Source organism: Peribacillus sp. NPDC096379, from assembly GCF_044762875.1.
Classification (GTDB): Bacteria; Bacillota; Bacilli; order Bacillales; family DSM-1321; genus Peribacillus.
In genome coordinates this window covers 404,829-423,190 of sequence record NZ_JBIWFD010000001.1, presented here as the reverse complement: position 1 = coordinate 423,190, position 18,362 = coordinate 404,829, and the positions used below count along the sequence as shown (strand labels likewise).

18 protein-coding genes are annotated in these 18,362 nt (G+C 38.4%); 4 read left to right on the top strand and 14 right to left on the bottom strand.

Annotation, left to right across the window (positions count from 1 at the left end; all coding sequences use genetic code 11):
- Positions 1-16: 16 nt before the first annotated feature.
- Together ACIQZI_RS02150 and ACIQZI_RS02145 are read left to right on the top strand one after the other, a co-directional pair.
- Entirely contained in the window at positions 17-1,108 is a 1,092-nt protein-coding gene (locus ACIQZI_RS02150) for a GerAB/ArcD/ProY family transporter (protein WP_403068798.1), read from the top strand.
- Positions 1,098-2,177, top strand: a complete 1,080-nt coding sequence (locus ACIQZI_RS02145) for a Ger(x)C family spore germination protein (protein ID WP_403068795.1) — start codon at positions 1,098-1,100, stop codon at positions 2,175-2,177. Before ACIQZI_RS02150 ends, ACIQZI_RS02145 begins: the two co-directional genes overlap by 11 nt.
- 231 nt (positions 2,178-2,408) lie before the next feature.
- Here the strand turns inward: ACIQZI_RS02145 and ACIQZI_RS02140 are convergent, their stop codons facing one another.
- The 7 genes from ACIQZI_RS02140 to ACIQZI_RS02110 form a co-directional block, all read right to left on the bottom strand.
- On the bottom strand, positions 2,409-3,128 hold the full coding sequence (locus ACIQZI_RS02140; protein ID WP_403068792.1) for a pentapeptide repeat-containing protein: 720 nt from the start codon (positions 3,126-3,128) through the stop codon (positions 2,409-2,411).
- 16 nt (positions 3,129-3,144) lie between these two features.
- Positions 3,145-3,474 (bottom strand): PadR family transcriptional regulator, encoded by a 330-nt coding sequence (locus ACIQZI_RS02135; protein ID WP_403068789.1) that lies wholly within the window; start codon positions 3,472-3,474, stop codon positions 3,145-3,147.
- A gap of 181 nt (positions 3,475-3,655) precedes the next feature.
- Positions 3,656-4,591 (bottom strand): phosphotransferase family protein, encoded by a 936-nt coding sequence (locus tag ACIQZI_RS02130; RefSeq protein WP_403068786.1) that lies wholly within the window; start codon positions 4,589-4,591, stop codon positions 3,656-3,658.
- A 204-nt stretch (positions 4,592-4,795) separates the two neighbouring features.
- Positions 4,796-5,098, bottom strand: a complete 303-nt coding sequence (locus ACIQZI_RS02125) for a hypothetical protein (protein WP_403068783.1) — start codon at positions 5,096-5,098, stop codon at positions 4,796-4,798.
- Between the two features lie 399 nt (positions 5,099-5,497).
- The gene (locus ACIQZI_RS02120) at positions 5,498-5,809 is read right to left on the bottom strand and encodes a DMT family transporter (RefSeq protein ID WP_062176533.1); all 312 of its coding nucleotides are present in this window, start codon (positions 5,807-5,809) and stop codon (positions 5,498-5,500) included.
- Positions 5,809-6,159: a DMT family transporter gene (locus tag ACIQZI_RS02115; RefSeq protein WP_403068780.1), complete on the bottom strand. Its 351-nt coding sequence runs from the start codon at positions 6,157-6,159 to the stop codon at positions 5,809-5,811. The genes ACIQZI_RS02120 and ACIQZI_RS02115 overlap by 1 nt, the downstream gene beginning before the upstream one ends.
- Entirely contained in the window at positions 6,156-6,749 is a 594-nt protein-coding gene (locus tag ACIQZI_RS02110; protein ID WP_062176529.1) for a TetR/AcrR family transcriptional regulator, read from the bottom strand. Before ACIQZI_RS02110 ends, ACIQZI_RS02115 begins: the two co-directional genes overlap by 4 nt.
- Before the next feature lie 407 nt (positions 6,750-7,156).
- Between ACIQZI_RS02110 and ACIQZI_RS02105 the strand changes: the two genes are divergently transcribed.
- Entirely contained in the window at positions 7,157-7,918 is a 762-nt protein-coding gene (locus ACIQZI_RS02105; RefSeq protein ID WP_403068776.1) for an ABC transporter ATP-binding protein, read from the top strand.
- 16 nt (positions 7,919-7,934) lie between these two features.
- The gene (locus tag ACIQZI_RS02100) at positions 7,935-9,773 is read left to right on the top strand and encodes an ABC transporter permease (protein WP_403068773.1); all 1,839 of its coding nucleotides are present in this window, start codon (positions 7,935-7,937) and stop codon (positions 9,771-9,773) included.
- Positions 9,774-10,155: 382 nt separating this feature from the next.
- Here ACIQZI_RS02100 and yunB read toward each other — a convergent pair whose 3' ends face one another.
- The 7 genes from yunB to ACIQZI_RS02065 form a co-directional block, all read right to left on the bottom strand.
- Positions 10,156-10,932: a sporulation protein YunB gene (gene yunB / locus ACIQZI_RS02095; protein ID WP_403068770.1), complete on the bottom strand. Its 777-nt coding sequence runs from the start codon at positions 10,930-10,932 to the stop codon at positions 10,156-10,158.
- A 91-nt stretch (positions 10,933-11,023) separates the two neighbouring features.
- Positions 11,024-11,845: a carbohydrate ABC transporter permease gene (locus ACIQZI_RS02090; protein ID WP_403068767.1), complete on the bottom strand. Its 822-nt coding sequence runs from the start codon at positions 11,843-11,845 to the stop codon at positions 11,024-11,026.
- A gap of 1 nt (position 11,846) precedes the next feature.
- Positions 11,847-12,812: a carbohydrate ABC transporter permease gene (locus ACIQZI_RS02085; protein WP_403068764.1), complete on the bottom strand. Its 966-nt coding sequence runs from the start codon at positions 12,810-12,812 to the stop codon at positions 11,847-11,849.
- 146 nt (positions 12,813-12,958) lie between these two features.
- Positions 12,959-14,233 carry an ABC transporter substrate-binding protein gene (locus ACIQZI_RS02080; protein WP_403068761.1) on the bottom strand — a complete coding sequence of 425 codons (1,275 nt, stop codon included), beginning with the start codon at positions 14,231-14,233 and terminating at the stop codon, positions 12,959-12,961.
- A gap of 113 nt (positions 14,234-14,346) precedes the next feature.
- Positions 14,347-15,831: a response regulator transcription factor gene (locus ACIQZI_RS02075; protein ID WP_403068758.1), complete on the bottom strand. Its 1,485-nt coding sequence runs from the start codon at positions 15,829-15,831 to the stop codon at positions 14,347-14,349.
- Complete coding sequence (locus tag ACIQZI_RS02070) at positions 15,828-17,273, bottom strand: sensor histidine kinase (protein WP_062176506.1); 1,446 nt, start codon at positions 17,271-17,273, stop codon at positions 15,828-15,830. The genes ACIQZI_RS02075 and ACIQZI_RS02070 overlap by 4 nt, the downstream gene beginning before the upstream one ends.
- On the bottom strand, positions 17,270-18,265 hold the full coding sequence (locus tag ACIQZI_RS02065) for a sugar-binding protein (RefSeq protein ID WP_403068754.1): 996 nt from the start codon (positions 18,263-18,265) through the stop codon (positions 17,270-17,272). Before ACIQZI_RS02065 ends, ACIQZI_RS02070 begins: the two co-directional genes overlap by 4 nt.
- Between the last annotated feature and the right edge of the window lie 97 nt (positions 18,266-18,362).

The following is an 18,362-nucleotide window of genomic DNA, read 5'->3' as shown; positions in this document are numbered from 1 at the left end:
GAGACTCTATTCACATATGATTAATAAAAATGAACAAATTTCTCCATTCTTAGTCTTCTTTCTCGTTTTAAAAGTACAAATTGGGGTAGGAGTTCTGGGCTTTCAAAGACTCATCATAAAATCAGCCGGAAACGATGCCTGGATTGCAGTCATTGCTGCTGGACTCCTGTTCTCAATCGTAATTTGGTGTATGTTTACTCTTCTAAATTCGCAGAAGCAGGACTTAATGGGCATCCATACTCAACTTTTCGGAAAAGTCCTAGGTGGCTTTTTGAATATGATCTGGATCACCTATTGGCTGCTCATGGGCATTGCTGTTTATCGAGCCTATGTTGAAGTTGTTCAGGCATGGATGTTTCCACAAATTAATGTAATGACTTTTAGTATCGTTTTTGCACTCTTAATTTATTATACAGTTTCTGGAGGTTTTCAAGTTTTAACTGGAATATGCTTTTTGGGCGTCATCATTCCTTCTTATTTGATATTAACAATCTTTTTCCCATTGGAATATACAGAATTCCGCAACTTATTACCAGTATGGAATCACTCATATAAAGAAATAGCTTTGGCAGCGAGAGATATGTCACTTAGCTATATGGGCTTTTCGACTTTACTGATGTTCTACCCATTAATCAAGCATCAAAAAAAAGCAAATAAATGGGCGCAACTGGCAAATATTTTATCAATCCTATCGTATTTATTGCTGACGATTGTTTCAATCGGATTTTACTCCGAAAATCAAATCAGCAGGTATGTATGGGCTACGCTGTCTTTTTGGAGTATCGTCGAAGTTCCTTTTATAGAACGGTTTGAATATATCGGCATCGCAACATGGGTGATCTTTATCCTCCCTAATATTTGCCTATTTATTTGGGCAGCTACGAAAGGAACGTCTGTCCTATTTAAAGTAGAACCTAACAGGATATCCATTCTTTTTCTAGTGATATTAATTGTTATGTCACTCGCTTTGAAAGATCGTGAAACTGTCAATACCTTTCAAGATTATATGTCCTATGTTGGTTTTATTCTTTATACAGTTTATATCCCTATCCTGCTTTGTCTATCATACATTATGTCAAAAATAAGGAAAAAAACGCATGAGAATTAAAACCATAGTACTATCTTCGATTATGAGCTTGTTTCTTTCGGGTTGTATGGATATCGAACCTACAGTATTAAATGAAATTAACATAGCAACAGCCGTCAGTTATGATTACATCGATAAAGACCATTTTACATCTACCGCTGTCATTCCTTACTATATGCCGGATAAGAAAGTAAATAATGTTACCTTTACGGCGACTGCTTCTTTGAGCAAAGACGTCAGACAGAAAATGAATCAACAAACGGATAAACCCATTTACAGTGGAAAAATAGAAGTCATCTTATATAGTAAGGAGCTTGCTAAACATGATTTAACGCGAATGACAGATACATTAATTCGCGATCCTTCTGTTGGGAATACCGTGTATTTAGCCATTGTAGATGGCAAGGCTGAAGATGTCCTAATCAAACAATTAGGAAACGTAGATAAAGGCACATACTTATCAAATGCGATTGAACATAATATCCAAAGCGGAATTCTCCCAAAAACTAATCTGCATTTATTTTCATATGCGCAGAATGCAGAAGGTATGGACCCTTTTCTCCCAATAATCAAGCCTAAAAATGGGAATCCACTCATTACTGGTGTCGCCCTATTTAATCAGGGGGTATTCGTGTATCAAACAAAAGAGCATGAAAATGTCATTTTTAAAATGTTAGTAGAACAATCTTCTAACAAAGAAGGCTTTTCAGCGAAATTAGGGGAAAAGTTATTTGCGTCCGTCTACAATATTTCCTCAAAAGTTTCATACAACATCCCTGAACCGATGACCAATTCGCCTATCATAATTAATTTAAACATAGAAGCGGTTTTACGAGAGTTCACTGGTGATAAGGTTGATAAAAAAGAGATCAGAAAAATTGAAAAGAAGATGGAAAATGTATTAAAAAAACGAGCTGAAAAACTAATTGTAAAACTTCAGAAACTTGATGTCGACCCGCTTGGAGTTGGTGAACAAGTACGAACAAGAACGAGAAGCTGGGATAAGAAGGAATGGAAGAAATTATATCCAAATATCCCCTTTCAAGTGAATGTCAAATTGAATATTCTCGAAAGTGGAGCGGTGGAATAAGTGTCGATTCATCAAAAATTGCAAAACAGCAGTGAGAATGGACAACTCTCACTGCTTTTAACGTACTATCTATAACGAAAATCGTGATTATGATGTGGTACACCCACTTTTCGGAACCGACATCTGATTTACGAACCGGATTCAACACTTTGCGAGCCGCTTTTCTGATTTGCGCGCTGGAACTAACTTTGCGAGCTACATATCATATTAACGGTTTCCAATTCCAAATTCTTAAACGACCGTTACATTACTAAGGTCCGCTTTTCCTGCCTTCAAAAAATTATACGTCAATTTATCCATCGTGGCGCCGCTGAAATCAGCTTTCTTTATATCGGATAAGCGGAACTGTACGTTTTTTAAAGTACTATGTTTAAACGATGCCTTTTTTAAGTTACACCCTTCAAATACCGTACCCTCAAACGTCTCACCTTCAAAATTCAGACCCGCCAAATTGCTTGTTTTGAAAAAGGTTTTTTCATAGATGCAATTTTTGAACGTCGCTCCCTTTAAATTAGCTGCTTTAAAAAGCGTCTCTGTTAGATTCACATTCACAAAAATGGTATCTGCCAAATTACTGGATTTAAACGTACTATTCGTTATATCGGAATCGGAAAAATCGGACCCTTTTAAATCACTGCTGTTAAACTTACCGTCGTGAACGGAAACTGAACGAAAATCGGAATCCACTAAACTTGATCGTGAGAAGTCCATTTGTATCGCTTTTTGAAGTTCAGTTTGCTGGAGGTTGATGGATTCGATTAATTCCGACACTTCACCAATCGAGTTAATCGTCATTTGATAAGCTTCCTCATCACTGTATCCACTCTTTTTATAATCATTAAATTTCTCATTTAAATTATTCAAAAGCTCTTCTTCCAGCTCTTTCGCCGTTTTCACTTCTTGATAAGGGGCAAAGATATTATGGACGTACTTGTTTAGTTGTTCTTGCATCCTCTAAATCATCCTTTCAAAGCAGACCATCTAGAATCTGTTTAGCCTGCTCCCAATTTTTTATATTTTGTTCATATGTGTCTTCACCAATTGCCGTGATTTTGTAATATTTCCTTCGTCCACCTTGATTTTCATTGCCCCAGTAGGACGTTATACTTCCCTCTTTTTCCATTCTCTTTAAACTTGAATACATGGTGGCTTCCTTTAATTCATACTGTTCACCTGAATTCGCATAGATCATTTTACTAATCTGATAGCCATATTTATCACCACTTAAAAGCAGCTTTAAAATCATCGTATCTGAATGGCCACGAAGCAAATCAGAAGATAGTTTAATATCTCCCAAAGGCTCACCCCCTTTAGTATAATATATACCGAGTTACCATGACAGTCAAGGTAATATATTTAATTAGGTTAATACATCGATTGATTAACCACTAATCCTGATTATTTTCTCTCTTTTGCACGCACAATAAAAAGCAGCGACCAGTTCAATCTTTACTGTCACAGCTTTCTTCTTACATTCCTTAAATTTTTCTTAAGATACTTAACAAATAGGCATCCAACCTTTCTTTCATCATTTCATCCGTCAATCCAGTTACACCAAAAGCTGCCCAACCAGGATAAACTGTTGGTGGCCCAAAAAGAATATCAATCAAGGAAACGAGATCCCAATATGAATCATAGCGAAAAGCTGAACCCGCATAATGCTGATAAGCAGTTAGAAAATGATCGGCCGTGGCAACGTCAAACAGTTGTGCAAGGTTAAGGCGACAATGTCCCACATCAACCCCAGCTGGTCCCAAGCACGCGTTCACCCAGTCAACGACTCCACCGACTTTGTTTTGACTCCAAAGAACGTTTGCTGGATGATAATCTCGGTGAATGAAGCATAACTTTTCCTCTGGCCGGAATCCTCGCACTATTCTAATTGCTTCGCCCCATGCGTCAGGATAGTCTGACCATGTCGGAATATCGAATGATGATATGTCATTATATGTATAATAATTCCATGGGGAATCAACGCCTTCTAACATGTGAATCGTTGATAGTGTCTCCGCCAAGCCATTCAACCAGTTGTCCATACATTTCGGGATTAACTCCACATCCCCATCTAGCTTTGTCATCAACACTGAGGGTACTCCACAAGAACTGCCTGTTTCATCCCATGCAATTATTTCTGGTGTTTTAATATCCAAATGTAAGGCAAGACGCAGACTTTCTGCTTCATGATAAGCAAGGTCAGGTTCTTCATGAAGCCATTCGCGATCATCAATCTGGCGTAAAACATATTTCTCTATATTCCTTTCATTACAGAGAGAAATACAGTAAATTCTTGATGAAGTACTCCCAGGAAGTCGTTGAACGGATACAACGCTAGCCTGAGGATTTACAGACTTCAACACCCAATCCAATACAAATTTCGATAAATGATCTTCCAATCCCATCCACCCTTTATTCAAAATATTTGTCTTCTAATTCGATCAGAAAGCTGTAATTTTGTTACTTTACGATAAATTCATATGGATGTTTTAAACATCCTAAAGCCTCAGTTATCTCTATACTCCATTATAATAAATGAAAAAAGCCTATGTCTAATGGGTTATAAGACCGAAAATACCCACAATCTATAAAGATTGCAGGCTATTTTCATATCAAATATTCAATTACATCAACAAACTGAACACCGGTGTTAAAACAATTAACAAAATTGCTGTAGCAAGCATTAGCTGGGAAATGTGAATCGGTAGTTTTTCTCTCGCCTTCCCTTTGTACCAACCAGAAAATTGTAGCTTATCTCGGTATAACACAAATAGAGACATGTAGATGGCTATCACGCAAAGCCAATCATATTGATCCGTATGTAAACCAATAGATACGAAAACAAACTTGATTATTTGGCCAAGTATGGTTCCTAGAATAAGAAATATCGCCATAATCCGGATGAGCTCTAATACGATTCGCATCATGATCCTCCTGTACGAGCTTACTCTAAAAAATATTACTAAATATTTATAAAATTAGCAATACTACTTCTGTCTTTCATTCTATTCACCTATATGACCGTACCCATTTACACCTAGACCTTGTGATGCTTTATTGTAAAGGTTTTTCAAAAATGACCTTCTGTTAAAATCGCGTACGCCTTGTGCGCAAAACGGAAATCAGCACATCCTATGCAGGCCCGGTTCCAAACGTTACTGCATTCGCGAAAGATTTTAGATGTCTGCTCGCAAAACTTCTCGGCTCTTTTTATCCTCTTTTTTGAATACGCACTTGCATTAACCATATACTGATCGTCCATCCCTAACATAATAGTCATTTTTATGCTCAACCTAAAAAAATCTGCCTAATCGACAGATTTTTCTTTAAGAAATAAGCTTCAAACCAACGGCCGAGCTGAGAATCAATGCGATACATGCTAGTCGCTTCCATTCTCTTGCTTCACCGTATAAGAACATCCCAACTAAAGCCGCTCCGACTGTACCTATTCCCGTCCAAACTGCATAGGCTGTCCCCATAGGAAGCTCAGTCATTGCATAAGATAACAGCATAAAACTGACACCAAACGATAGAATTAGATAAAGCGCCGCATCCCATTTCTTCATTGCCAAGCGCTTCATATTGATCACACCAAAAATTTCTAGACTGCCTGCCAAAATCACCGCTGCCCAATGCATTAGGCTTTCCCTCCTTCTACCTTCGTATCTTCTTCCTCACTCGTTAACACCTTTAATCCGATTACCCCACAAAGAAGGGTTCCGATGAGTACGATTTTTACTAATTTAAAGGGTTCACCGAAAACGGCCATTTCTACAATCACGGTTCCGGCTGTGCCAATTCCGGTGAAAACAGCATACACCGTTCCAACCGGCAGGTGTTTGGTTGCTATTACTAGCACAACGAAACTAATAACAATGGCTACTCCTGTTAGAACCCACTCCAATGTATTATTGGAATATTTCAACCCTGAAACCCAAACAATTTCAAGGATTCCTGCTAGTAGTACATAGATCCAATTCCGATTCATGTTTCATCCACTCCTTCCTCTTTTGTAAATAACCCACGCCAAAAAATCGGCCATGCAGCACGAACACGTTTTTTGTAGGGCACAGACCCACTGTAAATCAGTTCGAGAACCGTTCCATCAACCAGTGTAAGATAAGCAAGCGCATAGTCCATCGCGTTTGAAATGTAGAGACTTCTACTTCTGTTTCGGAGCCATCTTGCCAATATTCGCTGCATTTGTTCAAGGAATGGATTCACGAGATCACAAACATCCTGGTGCAGCTTTGAAGGAGGAAAAAAGGAAATTCGTAACAGAAATCTCGCATGATCATTTTCCATGTTTTCTTTTTCAATCCAATCAAAAAAACCTCGTAACACATCCTCAATCGGTTTATTTTCTTGCGATTGAAAGTATTCGATGATTCTTCTTTTTTCCGTATCTATCGCATAGTTCACGACAGCAAAAAACAACTCATCCTTGCCTTTATAATGAGCATAAATGCTTGGTTTTTTTATGCCGACTTCTTCCGCTATTTTACTAAGTGACGCCCCTTCATATCCATCTCTTGCAAACTGAATAAGAGCGACGTTACGAATTAACTCAGCACTCATAATCGAACCTCCCTAACGGTCGTTAGGAATATAATCTCACAGATCTGTGTGTGTGTCAAACCATGAATGTTTTGAAACAATCCGTCATGAAAAGGGAGAGCCAAGTATTGTAGTGTGCGGATCCCTTTATACAGGGGAAGGGGATATGCTCTCTATTATATGTACACATATTATTGGGACAAGCTTTTTTTAGGTTCCGTATTTTTTTGTTCCATTATGCAATTCGATTCGTAGATTGTATGGACCACTTTGCAATCATACACCCTCTTTTGTTTTTGACGGCTTAGTTTAACTTGCAAAAAACAATGATTGACTCAATCAATGTACTACGTGTATAGTACACATATACAAAGTGTATGTATTACATAATACACACATTTATTATTAATACAAAGGAGGACATATAAATGAAATCACCAGTAGTAGAAGTACGTAACGTTCAAAAGGTTTATGGGAAAAAAGGCGGCAACCAGTTTAAGGCGCTAAACGATGTCTCTTTTTCGATGCAAGAAGGAGAGTTTGTTGGAATCATGGGGCCTTCCGGATCGGGGAAAACGACGTTATTGAATGTGATTTCAACACTTGATCAAGTCACGTCTGGCGAAATTAAAATTGACAATGTCGATATTACCGATATGGGGCAAGATGAACTTTCTGATTTTCGCTCACAAAAATTAGGCTTCATTTTTCAGGACTTCAACTTGCTCGAGAATATGACAATTGCCGAAAACATTGCCCTCCCCCTGTATTTACAAGGAACGCCCGCTAAAAATGTGGATGCAAAAGTCATGACCGTCGCGAAACGTTTAGGGATTGAAGAATTGCTGCAAAAATATCCTGCTGAAATCTCAGGTGGTCAAAAGCAGCGCTCTGCCGCTGCCCGAGCTCTCGTTCACGAACCAACTGTCATTCTAGGAGACGAACCGACAGGAGCACTTGATTCCAAAAATGCCACAAGCTTGCTTGAAACCATGAAAGACTTAAATGACAGGCAAAATGTGTCCATCATGATGGTGACCCATGATGCATATAGCGCAAGTTACTGCCAACGAATTATTTTTATCCAAGATGGCAAGCTTCATAAGGAAATTCACCGTTCGTCCACTCGTGAATTATTTTACAAAGAAATTCTAGACGTGCTTGCGCAGCTTGGAACAAAGAACGCATAAGAAAGGAGAATTATCGATGTTACTAAAATTATCACTCGCTGGCATGAAGGGTAAACTGAAAGATTATTTTGTCTTATTATCCGGGCTCGTCATGACAATTTCCGTTTTCTATATGTTCCAAACACTTTCTTGGAATACAGAGTTTATTAAGTCCAATGCAATGATCAGAAACATTCAACTCGTCTTTATTGTTGGTTCTGTACTGCTTTCAGTCGTAACCATTATGTATATGCTCTACACTAACACCTTTCTACTCTCTTTACGACAAAAGGAATTTGGAATGTATATGATGCTTGGGGCTAAGAAAAAGAGCATCAAGAAGATTATGTTTGTTGAAACAATGGTGATTGGTGCAGCATCTTTAGTCATTGGAATTACCGTTGGAATCGGACTAGCTTTCATCGTTGGCTATCTACTTGCCGGACAGCTCAACATCACATTAGAGGGCTATCAATCATTCTATCTACCAGCTGTATTGGCAACCTTTGCCTTTTTTATCGTCGTATTTTTATTTACCGCTTTAATCAATCATATCAAGTTATCGAGAGTTCAAGTGTTACAGCTGATCTATTCCGACGTTCATCCTGATGAGATGCCGATTCAGAAAAAGAAAAACAGTTGGTTGATCTTACTTGGTCTAATAACCTTATGCCTAGGCTATGTTTCTTTAATTTTCATGGAACAGTTGCGAGAGATTGGCTTGTTCGCAGCACCAACATTCACGACACTCGGAACCTACTTATTGTTCATAGGCTACCTTCCTGTCATAGTCCGACGAATACAAGCCAACAAACGCTGGACGACAAAAGGTGTCACATCTTTCACATTCGCCCAATTGAATTTTAGAATTCAAGGTTTGACGAAGATATTAGCAACTGTAGCCATGCTTATTGCTCTTGGGGCCGGTGCAATATCTGCTGGTCTTGCTTTTAAAAATAGTGCCTCACAAATGGCAGAAATGATGAATGTATACGATGTTGTCATAAAAAATCCGAACGCAGAAGAAAAAGCGATCTTAAAAAGCGTTCATTTTACCGAAGAGAATCAATACCGATTCAAAGAAGATGCTGACTATACGTATTATTTACGTGATGACTTAGATAATCAACGTCCGCTCCTATTACTTTCAGATGGAAAAAAGCCCAAATTCAAACGGGTCACGGAAGCCCTTCCCCAAGGCAAGATTTTATTACGTGAAGTGAAGAACCCAGAAGTGGGCCAACAGCTCTCAGATGAATGGGCTAGAGCCTTATGGAATCTACAAACCAATTACCGGGAAATTAAGCAAACGATCGTCTTAGATGCAGAAACGTATCATGAAATACAGGGACAAGAGATGCTTGTGTATATTGGAAAAAGCGACAAGTTCATGGACTATTTACATGAATGGCAAGAAATTGACATGCTTGTGTTAGAGAAAGAACCAAACCTAACAGCAGATGACTTAACAAGCAAATATTCCTTTTATAATATGTATAGTAGCTTTACAAGCGGGACGATGTTCATGGGCCTCTTTTTAGGCATTGCCTTTCTCGCGATGATGGCAAGCTGCCTCATGTTCAAAATAGTATCAGGTGCTTCTAAAGATACATCACGCTACCAAATGCTAAGGAAAATCGGCGTCAGACGCTCTCAGCTTTCAACATCTGTTTATAAAGAATTATTTATTATCTTCCTATTTCCTGCAATCATTGGCCTTACTCATGTGTTGATTGGTATGAATATGTTCTCTTTCATTATTTTAAATCCGTACTACCGAATTTGGGTTCCAATTATCATATTCTTAATCATTTACAGCCTGTATTATGTAATTACTGTAAAATTGTACAAACAAATCGTGTTGCCAAAAGAATAAGATAAGACTGCAAGTGAGTATCTTAAAAAGGGGCTTTGCCACAACTCCGAATCTGTATTTTCATGATATAGAAGTTGTGGCGTCTGGCCCTTGGCTTTTTTAGACCGACTAGTATTTGGTTTTACCCCGCATTAACGGAAAGTCAAGACCCGCACCTCAAGGCTTAGAGGAATCGAAGAAGCTTAGGTGGGGGACAACTGCCCGTTAAAGCCCGATTGATGAGATACAGTGAAACTTACCTTTGTGGTCTTCAAAGGTTTAGTTGAACCAATCGGGTTCGTAGTGTCGCTTTACCGAAGCGAAGTGGAGGTATTAGCGACACTAGAACGGGACTAACAATCAATGGGGGATGAAGAAAACCCCCACTGATTGAAGGTTCACTTTATTCCTTCTCTTCCTTTTTGTCAGGAATAACCATTGGATTTACGTCGCTCTGTTTGCCACCGCCATTATAGTACGTCGGAACTTTTCCTGGTAAAATCAAATCACCAATTTTAACACGATTTTCTACAGTAATCTCTTTTTCAACCGAAGGAATGATCACATGCATATTCACCTTAATATTCACAAATATTTCAAGAATCGTATTATTAATTCCCGTTTCCTTCGTAGTTGTTTCCACCTCTGATGTCACATCCCCGATAATTTCAAAGCGAACAGGCACCTTAGGCCCTAGATTTGCGAGCAAAACGGCATCTGAAGCCATACCTAAAGGAATTTTATAGATGACACCTTTTTCTTTCACCGAACTTTCATAGTCGATAAACTCATCATTTTTAAATGTTTGTAAAGTTTCAAGCTCTCCTTCTTTTATCGCTTCTAAATATTCTTGAACTCGTAATGTTGTTTCGGAAGCAACATGATTATAAATACTAGGGTCAAAGCTATACCCTATTTGATCTCCTGCTTGATGAGTGACGATTAGCTTTCTAATATCAACATTTTGACTGATCTTTTTCTCTATTGCATCATTTATTGCTTCAACCGCAAATTCCCTGGTTTTCGCTTCTGCTATTTCTATTAAATGAGGTTCAATTTTTTTATTAATCACCCAACCACTAAAAACCGTAGATATAATGAAAAAAAGAAACGTAATCAAGATTACATACCTTGTAGGCAGAGGTCCACGTGCGAACTTGAATCTTCTGTACTTAGCCATAAAAACCCCCCTACTTAGTTATATGATTGTTCAATTTATTTCCAGAACAAAAATAACAAAAAGGAAGGTTATCTGCATTGAATCTTCTTATTTATCCTTTCACAGACCCGGCCAAAAGACCTTTTACAAAATATTTTCCAAGCAGAATATAAACAATCAATGTTGGCAGTGCCGCAAGTAAAGCACCTGCCATTTGGACATTCCACTGAACAATTTGGCTTCCTGAAAGATTTTGCAAAGCAACCATAACAGGTTGTTGATCAGATGTCGTAATGGTTACTGCAAATAGAAATTCATTCCAAATATTTGTGAATTGCCATATGGATACGACTACAAAACCGGAAATGGATAAGGGAATCATGATATGGCGGAAGACTCCTAGGAAATTAGCGCCATCAATTTTGGCTGATTCAATCATTTCATCGGGAATGTTCACATAAAAATTACGGAACATCAGTGTTGCAATAGGAATGCCATAAACCACATGGACTAAAATTAAACCAGGTATCGTATTATACAATCCCACCTCACGTAAAAATTGAATAAGGGGAATTAGAATACTTTGATAAGGAATAAACATGCCGAACAACATCAGCGTAAATAAAATCTCTGACCCTTTGAATTTCCATTTCGATAGCACATAGCCACTCATCGCCCCAAGCATGGCTGATAGAATTGTTGCCGGAATGACTAGGTAAAAGGAATTCATTAAATTGGGAGCAAGTTTCGAGAAGGCTTCCGAATAGCTGCTCATATCTAGAACAGACGGTAATTTCCACATATTCGCTAAAGTAATTTCTTCTAATGGTTTTAAGCTTGTAATAATCAACACGTAAATGGGCATGAGGAAAAAGATGCTTACTGCAATTAATAGGACGTAGATCAATGGTTTAGATATGCTGCGTAATACCATCCTAAGCCTCCCCCTTTCGACTACGAATTAAATAAGGCACCATGAAAATTGCCACACTCAACAGCATGATGATCGCAATCGCAGCACCATTCGCATAATAATTTCCCCGGAATGTTGTTTCGAACATGTAAATACCAGGAACATCTGTTACAAAATTCGCTCCAGGTCCTGTCATCGAATAAATCAAGTCAAATATTTTCAAGGATATATGTGCCATAATAATAATCACACTGACTGTGATGGGCCGTAATTGAGGAAGAATTACTTTCCAATAAATTTGTAATTCTGTTGCCCCGTCCATCCTAGCTGCTTCACGCGTTTCGTCAGGAATACCACGAAGCCCTGCAATATACATCGCAAGTGAAAAGCCGGTCATTTGCCAAACAGCAGCAATTCCAACTGCAATCATCGCAACTGGCAGACCAAATTCGATTTGCCCCCATTTGAAACCAGCTAGAATCGTTGTATCTGTATACCATTTCGGTTGAATTGCAAATGTTTTTAAAAATAAGTTAACACCTGTAGAGGGGTTCAACAACCATTGCCAAACAACTCCTGTTACAACAAAGGATAAGGCCATCGGGAAAAAGAAAAGATTTCGAAAAACGGACTCACCCTTGATTTTTTGATCAAGTAAAATGGCTAAGGATAAGCCAAATATTATGACTAAGCCGATAAATAAAATCGTAAAGAATAAGGTATTTCTTAAATCAGCTTGAAATCGAAAATCGCCAAACAGATATAGATAGTTTTTCAACCCTACAAAAGAGAAGTCCGGAACGAGAGAATTCCAATTACTTAATGAAACATAACCTGTCCAACCGATAAATCCATAAACAAAAATAACAATAAGGATAAAAGAGGGCAGTAAAAAGGCTAATGCCATCATATGATCTGTCGATAATTTTTTCTTCCTTTTCGTAGCCCGCACCACTTTTTGAGGATTGTTTTGTTTGACTAGTTCCACTGAATTAACCTCCCTTTTAAGAAAAAGAGGCGGTATCCCAGAGCAAAGGGTCAGACCCCGCAACAACTAAATACAGTATAAGACACTTTATACTGGTTTAGTGTACGAGGTCAGACCCTTATAAGACACCCCCACCTTAGTAACAACTATTTAAGTTCAGATCCTGCTGATTTCAAGGAACCAACAAATTGATCGACATCTCCTTGTGTGACAAAGATGTTAACAGCCTGGTTCACTTTCGTAACAAAACCTTCTGGAGCAGCCGACCCATGCGCTAAGCTAGGAGCAAGGTTAGCCGTTTTAAACTCTTCAATTGTGTCTTTTCCATATTGATCATATTTAGATAGATCTGAATCGATCCGTGCAGGAATCGAACCTTTCAATGGGTTAAAAACATCTTGCCCTTCAACAGATCCTAATACACCCAAAAACTTTTTCACATCATCCGCATTCTTCAACCCTTTTGGAAGACCAAAAGTATCGGTAATAACAATGAAGTCTCCGTCTGTCTCTGGTGTAGCGATATAGCCAAAATCTTCATTTACAGCAAGTTTTAAATCATTAACAAAATATCCTTTTGCCCAATCTCCCATTACGTTCATCGCAGCTTCTCCATTGCCAACGAGCTGAGAAGCATCCTGCCAATTGCGAGAGCTGTGGTCTTCATTCACATAGGTGAGCATCTTTTTGAACGTTTCCGCTGCTTCCACCACTTTTGCGTCATCTAAAGCAATGTCACCTGTCCAAACCTTCCCGTAATCAACAGGACCAAGTACCCCAAGTAGAATTGTTTCAAATAAATGAGTAGCTGTCCAAGGTTCTTTATCTCCTAATGCAAGTGGGGTAATTCCTTTGGCTTTCAATGCATCTGCCACCTCAAAAAACTCTGAAAAAGTAGTAGGAGCTTTTAATCCATTCTCATCAAACACTTTTTTGTTATACCAAAGAACATTACTGCGATGAATATTTACCGGTACGGAGTAAATCTTTCCATCCTTGCTAACGAGATCAATCAACTCTTTCGGGAACTTATCATTCCAGTCTTCTTCTTTATAAAGATCATTTAAATTCTCCATTTTGTCCGCTGCCACCCAGCTATCATTCAACTCTGAACCACCATGAACTTGGAATGTTGCTGGCGGATCATTCCCTTGCATCCTGCTCGTCAGTACGGCCTTCGCATTTGTCCCTGCGCCACCCGCAACGGCTGCATTTTCAATGGGGATATCAGGATATTTTTCTTCAAATAGCGCAATAAGCGCTTTTAACCCGTCTTCCTCCCCAGCGCCCGTCCACCAGCTAAAGATATCAAGCTTTTCTTTACCATCGCCCTTCTCTCCAGTAGAGCTTGTATCTGAACTACATGCAGAAAGAATAAGTGAAAACACGACCAAGAACGTCAATATCAATTTCTTCTTCATTGTTCATCCTCCTCCTCATCATCACCGTATATGAAAGCGCTATCTATTTTTAATTATAAGGAAGAGGAGGAGAGGGAATGGTCCCATTTTTCTAAACTATTTTACGATTATCTTCACATTTTTATGATTTGTTTTCGATACTCTTTTGGCGATTTATTGGTGATTTTCTTAAAAACACGGCTAAAATAGTTGGGATTCTTATAGCCGACAGCATAAGAAATCTCTTTTAAGCTTTGGGATGTTCGTTGTAACAAATGAATGGCCTGTTCAATTCTGTAGATAGTCAAATAATCAATAAAGGTTTGCCCAGTCTGATCTTTGAAAAGCTTCGTAAAATAAGTAGGGCTTAGCTGAATATACTCAGCAATCGTCTCTAAACTAAGTGATGATTGAAAATGTTCGTGAATATACGCCTTCGCCTTGGATACCATTTTTTGTCCTTCATGATGCAGCAATATCCGCTCACAAAGATCAGCGATTAATTCCAAATAGCCTTGCTTTGATTGAATGGAGATTACATCTAAATCGGTTACAAATACACCTTGGTTTTCTAGTTGTCGTTTCGCACTGATCAAATCTTCCCTAATTCGCTCCATACCTAAGATTTCTCTATTATTTACCATGAATTGTTCGTAGTACTGCTCAAAATGTGCGATGGTTGTTATGTAATCCCCCGACAATAAATGCTGTAAAACCACTTCGCCTATTTCGTTGGACTCCTCCTCTTTTTCTTGACGTGGAAAGCCATAATAACTTCCATCCCTTATTCGCAATTGATTTAAGGAAAGTGCCGATTCTTGATAAGATTTAGCAAGCTTCTTGATGGTTGCTGGATATCCAATTCCGCACCGCATTTGTACCTGCTCCCTTTTATTTACGAATACCGTTACATCCCGCGCCACTGTTAATGCATGAACTTTTCCTTGTGAAGAAAGATTTTCATTTAAGAAAAAAAGGACAGCTACTCGCTCACTTGTTAACTCGCCGATAATATATGGATGCGGTGAAAGTTGTGATAGACCATGACTTAGTAGTTGATATTGATGCTGATTCGAACAAGAATACACGTGAAAAAAGCCCACTTTCATCTCAGGAAACAAATCTCGAACCATTTTCTCTGTTTCTTCCGTACGATCCTGTTGCATAATCTTCATTAGCACATGTTGCTCTGCTACTTTTCTTGCCTCTAAAAAGGTTTGTTGTAACAATGCGTCTGATTCCTTCTCTATTTGGAATTCCTTATAGACACGGTGAATCGTCTCAATGGTTTCATTTTTTTTGCCTGGCTTTAATAGATATTCTTTAACACCTTCCTGCATCGCTTCCTTTGCATATTGAAAGGTAGCGTAAGCTGATACTACAATAAACTTGATCTGCGGTTGACTTTTGCGAATGAGCCCAATGGCTTCTAATCCATTCAGTCCGGGCATCTTAATATCGATGAACATAACATCCGGCTGTAATTCATCTGCGAGTTCAATCGCTATTCTGCCGTTCTTTGCTTCACCGATCACTTTAATATCGGAAAAATTTTCTTCAATAAGCTTTTTCATTGCTTTTCGCTCCACCAATTCATCATCTACAATGACAACTTTCATCCACAATCACACCCTTTTTCAGGAATAAGAATTCTGACCGTCGTACCGATTTCTGAACTTGAGTCAATTTCCATTAAATCAGCCTGTTGATAAAATAATTGCAGTCGTTTATGTACATTCTTGAAACCAATTCCCGTAGAATGTCCCATACGCTTTTCGTGGTGACCTTCAACAGAAGATTTTTCATTCATCAAAGCAGACACCATTTCTTGATCCATGCCTTTTCCATTATCCTTCACTTCCACGACGACATAATCCGGTTGGCGATAAATATGTAAAGAAATTTCTCCATTATCCTCGAGGTCCTCAACACCATGAATAAAAGCATTTTCAATGATTGGCTGCAAAATAAGGCTCGGTATTCCCAAATCGAGACATGTTTCATCAATCGTTGTGGAAAACATAATCCGATCGATAAATCTATTTTTTTGAATATAGAAGTACTCTTGGACAACCTTCACTTCATCACGTAGAGTCACCGGTTTATCCAAGTCTTCTAAGCTATAGCGCAATATAGTAGAAACAGATTCTATCAGTCTTGAAGTGAGATGGGCGTCTTCTAGATAGGCCGTTCTTGAAATCGTATTTAACGTATTAAACAAAAAATGGGGATTGATTTGATTTTGTAAATGCTTAAGCTCTAATTCCTTTAACAGCCGATCGAGTTCGGATTTTTGCCTGATTTCAACGATAAGCTGGCGGATATTCGTTCTCATCTGATTAAAAGATTCACTCAGAATTTTCATCTCATCATTCGACTGAATCAAAACCTGCTCACCGTCCAGTTTTCCAGCAGACACTTCTTTAGCAGCTTTTGTTAGGCTATAAATGGGTCTAGTAAGACCTCTTGAAAAAAATACTGCGATTAATAATGCAAGGAGAATGGTAGAGGTGAATAAGCTAATCGTAAACCATTGATATGACGTATTCCGCTTCTCCATATTGTCGTAGAAATCTTGATACTCAGTAAGCTCTACGTTTAATAGGCTTAATGTTTTTTCCTGAATATAATTGGAGATATTTTGAATTTCTTTTAAATGAAACGAATATACATCTACATCCTCTAATTGAACAGAAGCAATGGTTGCTTCGCTTTCATCAAGCAAGCTGTTCATCATCGCTCGATACGTTTCAAGCGATTGATGGTTTACTCCGCTTATCGCTGCATTTTTTAGACGTTTTTCATTTCCGATAAACTTCCCTCGTATTTCCCGATATTCTACAATATATGTATCATTTCGTTCCACTACATACGCATTAATTGTTTCATAAATCCTACTGGACTGCTGTGAAATTTCATTTAAGAGCAGAAATCCCCGAAAGCTTTCATGATATTCTGAAACCATTTGCTTGCTGCTAAAAAAAATAGCAAAAGATACGAAATTAAATAGAACAACAAACACTAAAAAATAGATGACAAGTTTCGAACGAATCGAGTTCATGGACGTCTTCCCCCAATGAACGTGGCTTGAGTAAAAGGTAAGTCTTGTTTATGAATAACCGTCGTATCCGTATGTTTAATTTCTTCCCTTTCTTTTCCTTGCTTTAATTCAAATAGTGCTTCAACTGCTTTGTATCCCATCTGCTTCGGATATTGAACAACTGTTGCATCTATTATTCCTTTTTCCATTAATTTAAGCGTTCCAGGAAGTGTGTCAAACGCAAGAATATAAAGATTATTTATGTTCTTCGACTCCACTACTTGAGCAATACCGATACCATCCAGTGCGCTCGTTCCGTAAAACGCCGTCACCTCAGGATGTTTCATAAGTAGCTGATGTGTCGTTTTCACTGCACCAATTTTCGTGATATTCGATTCCTGAACATCAACAATTTCAATCCGTTTTTCTCGTTCCACTGCATCCATAAAGCCCTGTACTCGAAGTTTCTGATTAGCAGCCGCGAAGCGACCGGTGATAATGGCTACCTTTTGTTCACCTGTCGTATCAGCTATCAACGCCTTCCCCGCTAAAAAACCTGCATAATAGTTATCAGTTCCTATATAGCTCGTCCGCTCACTATTTGGGGTATCCGTATCAACCGTCACAACAGGGATTCCTTTTCCGACCGCTTTATTAAGTAGACTAATAAACTCCTGGTCTTTCATTCCTTGCGTTAAAATTCCATCAATTTTCCCAGCAATCGCCACATCGATCGTTTTTAAAAGCTCGTCACTATCGGCTTGCTTTGGGCCTAGATACTCTAAATTTACATTGTATATGGTAGCAGCTTCACGAGCGCCTTCTTCAATAAGCCGCCAATATTCGTTATCCACTTCTTCGGGTATTAGCACAAAGTGATAACTAAACTGATGATTTGTTTGAGCTAAACTCTCATGGGTATGAAAGGTTTCCTTGCCAAAATAAATGGTGCATCCAGATGCCAATAAAAAAGCAAGGAAAACAACCAAATAAAGTAAGCGCTTTATTAACATCGTAATCTATCTCCTTCTCCGTCGTTTGAGTACAAAAGTACTCTAGAAGAGTCAATCAAAGCGATCTACTATGAATAAATAACAGCTTTGGATAAAG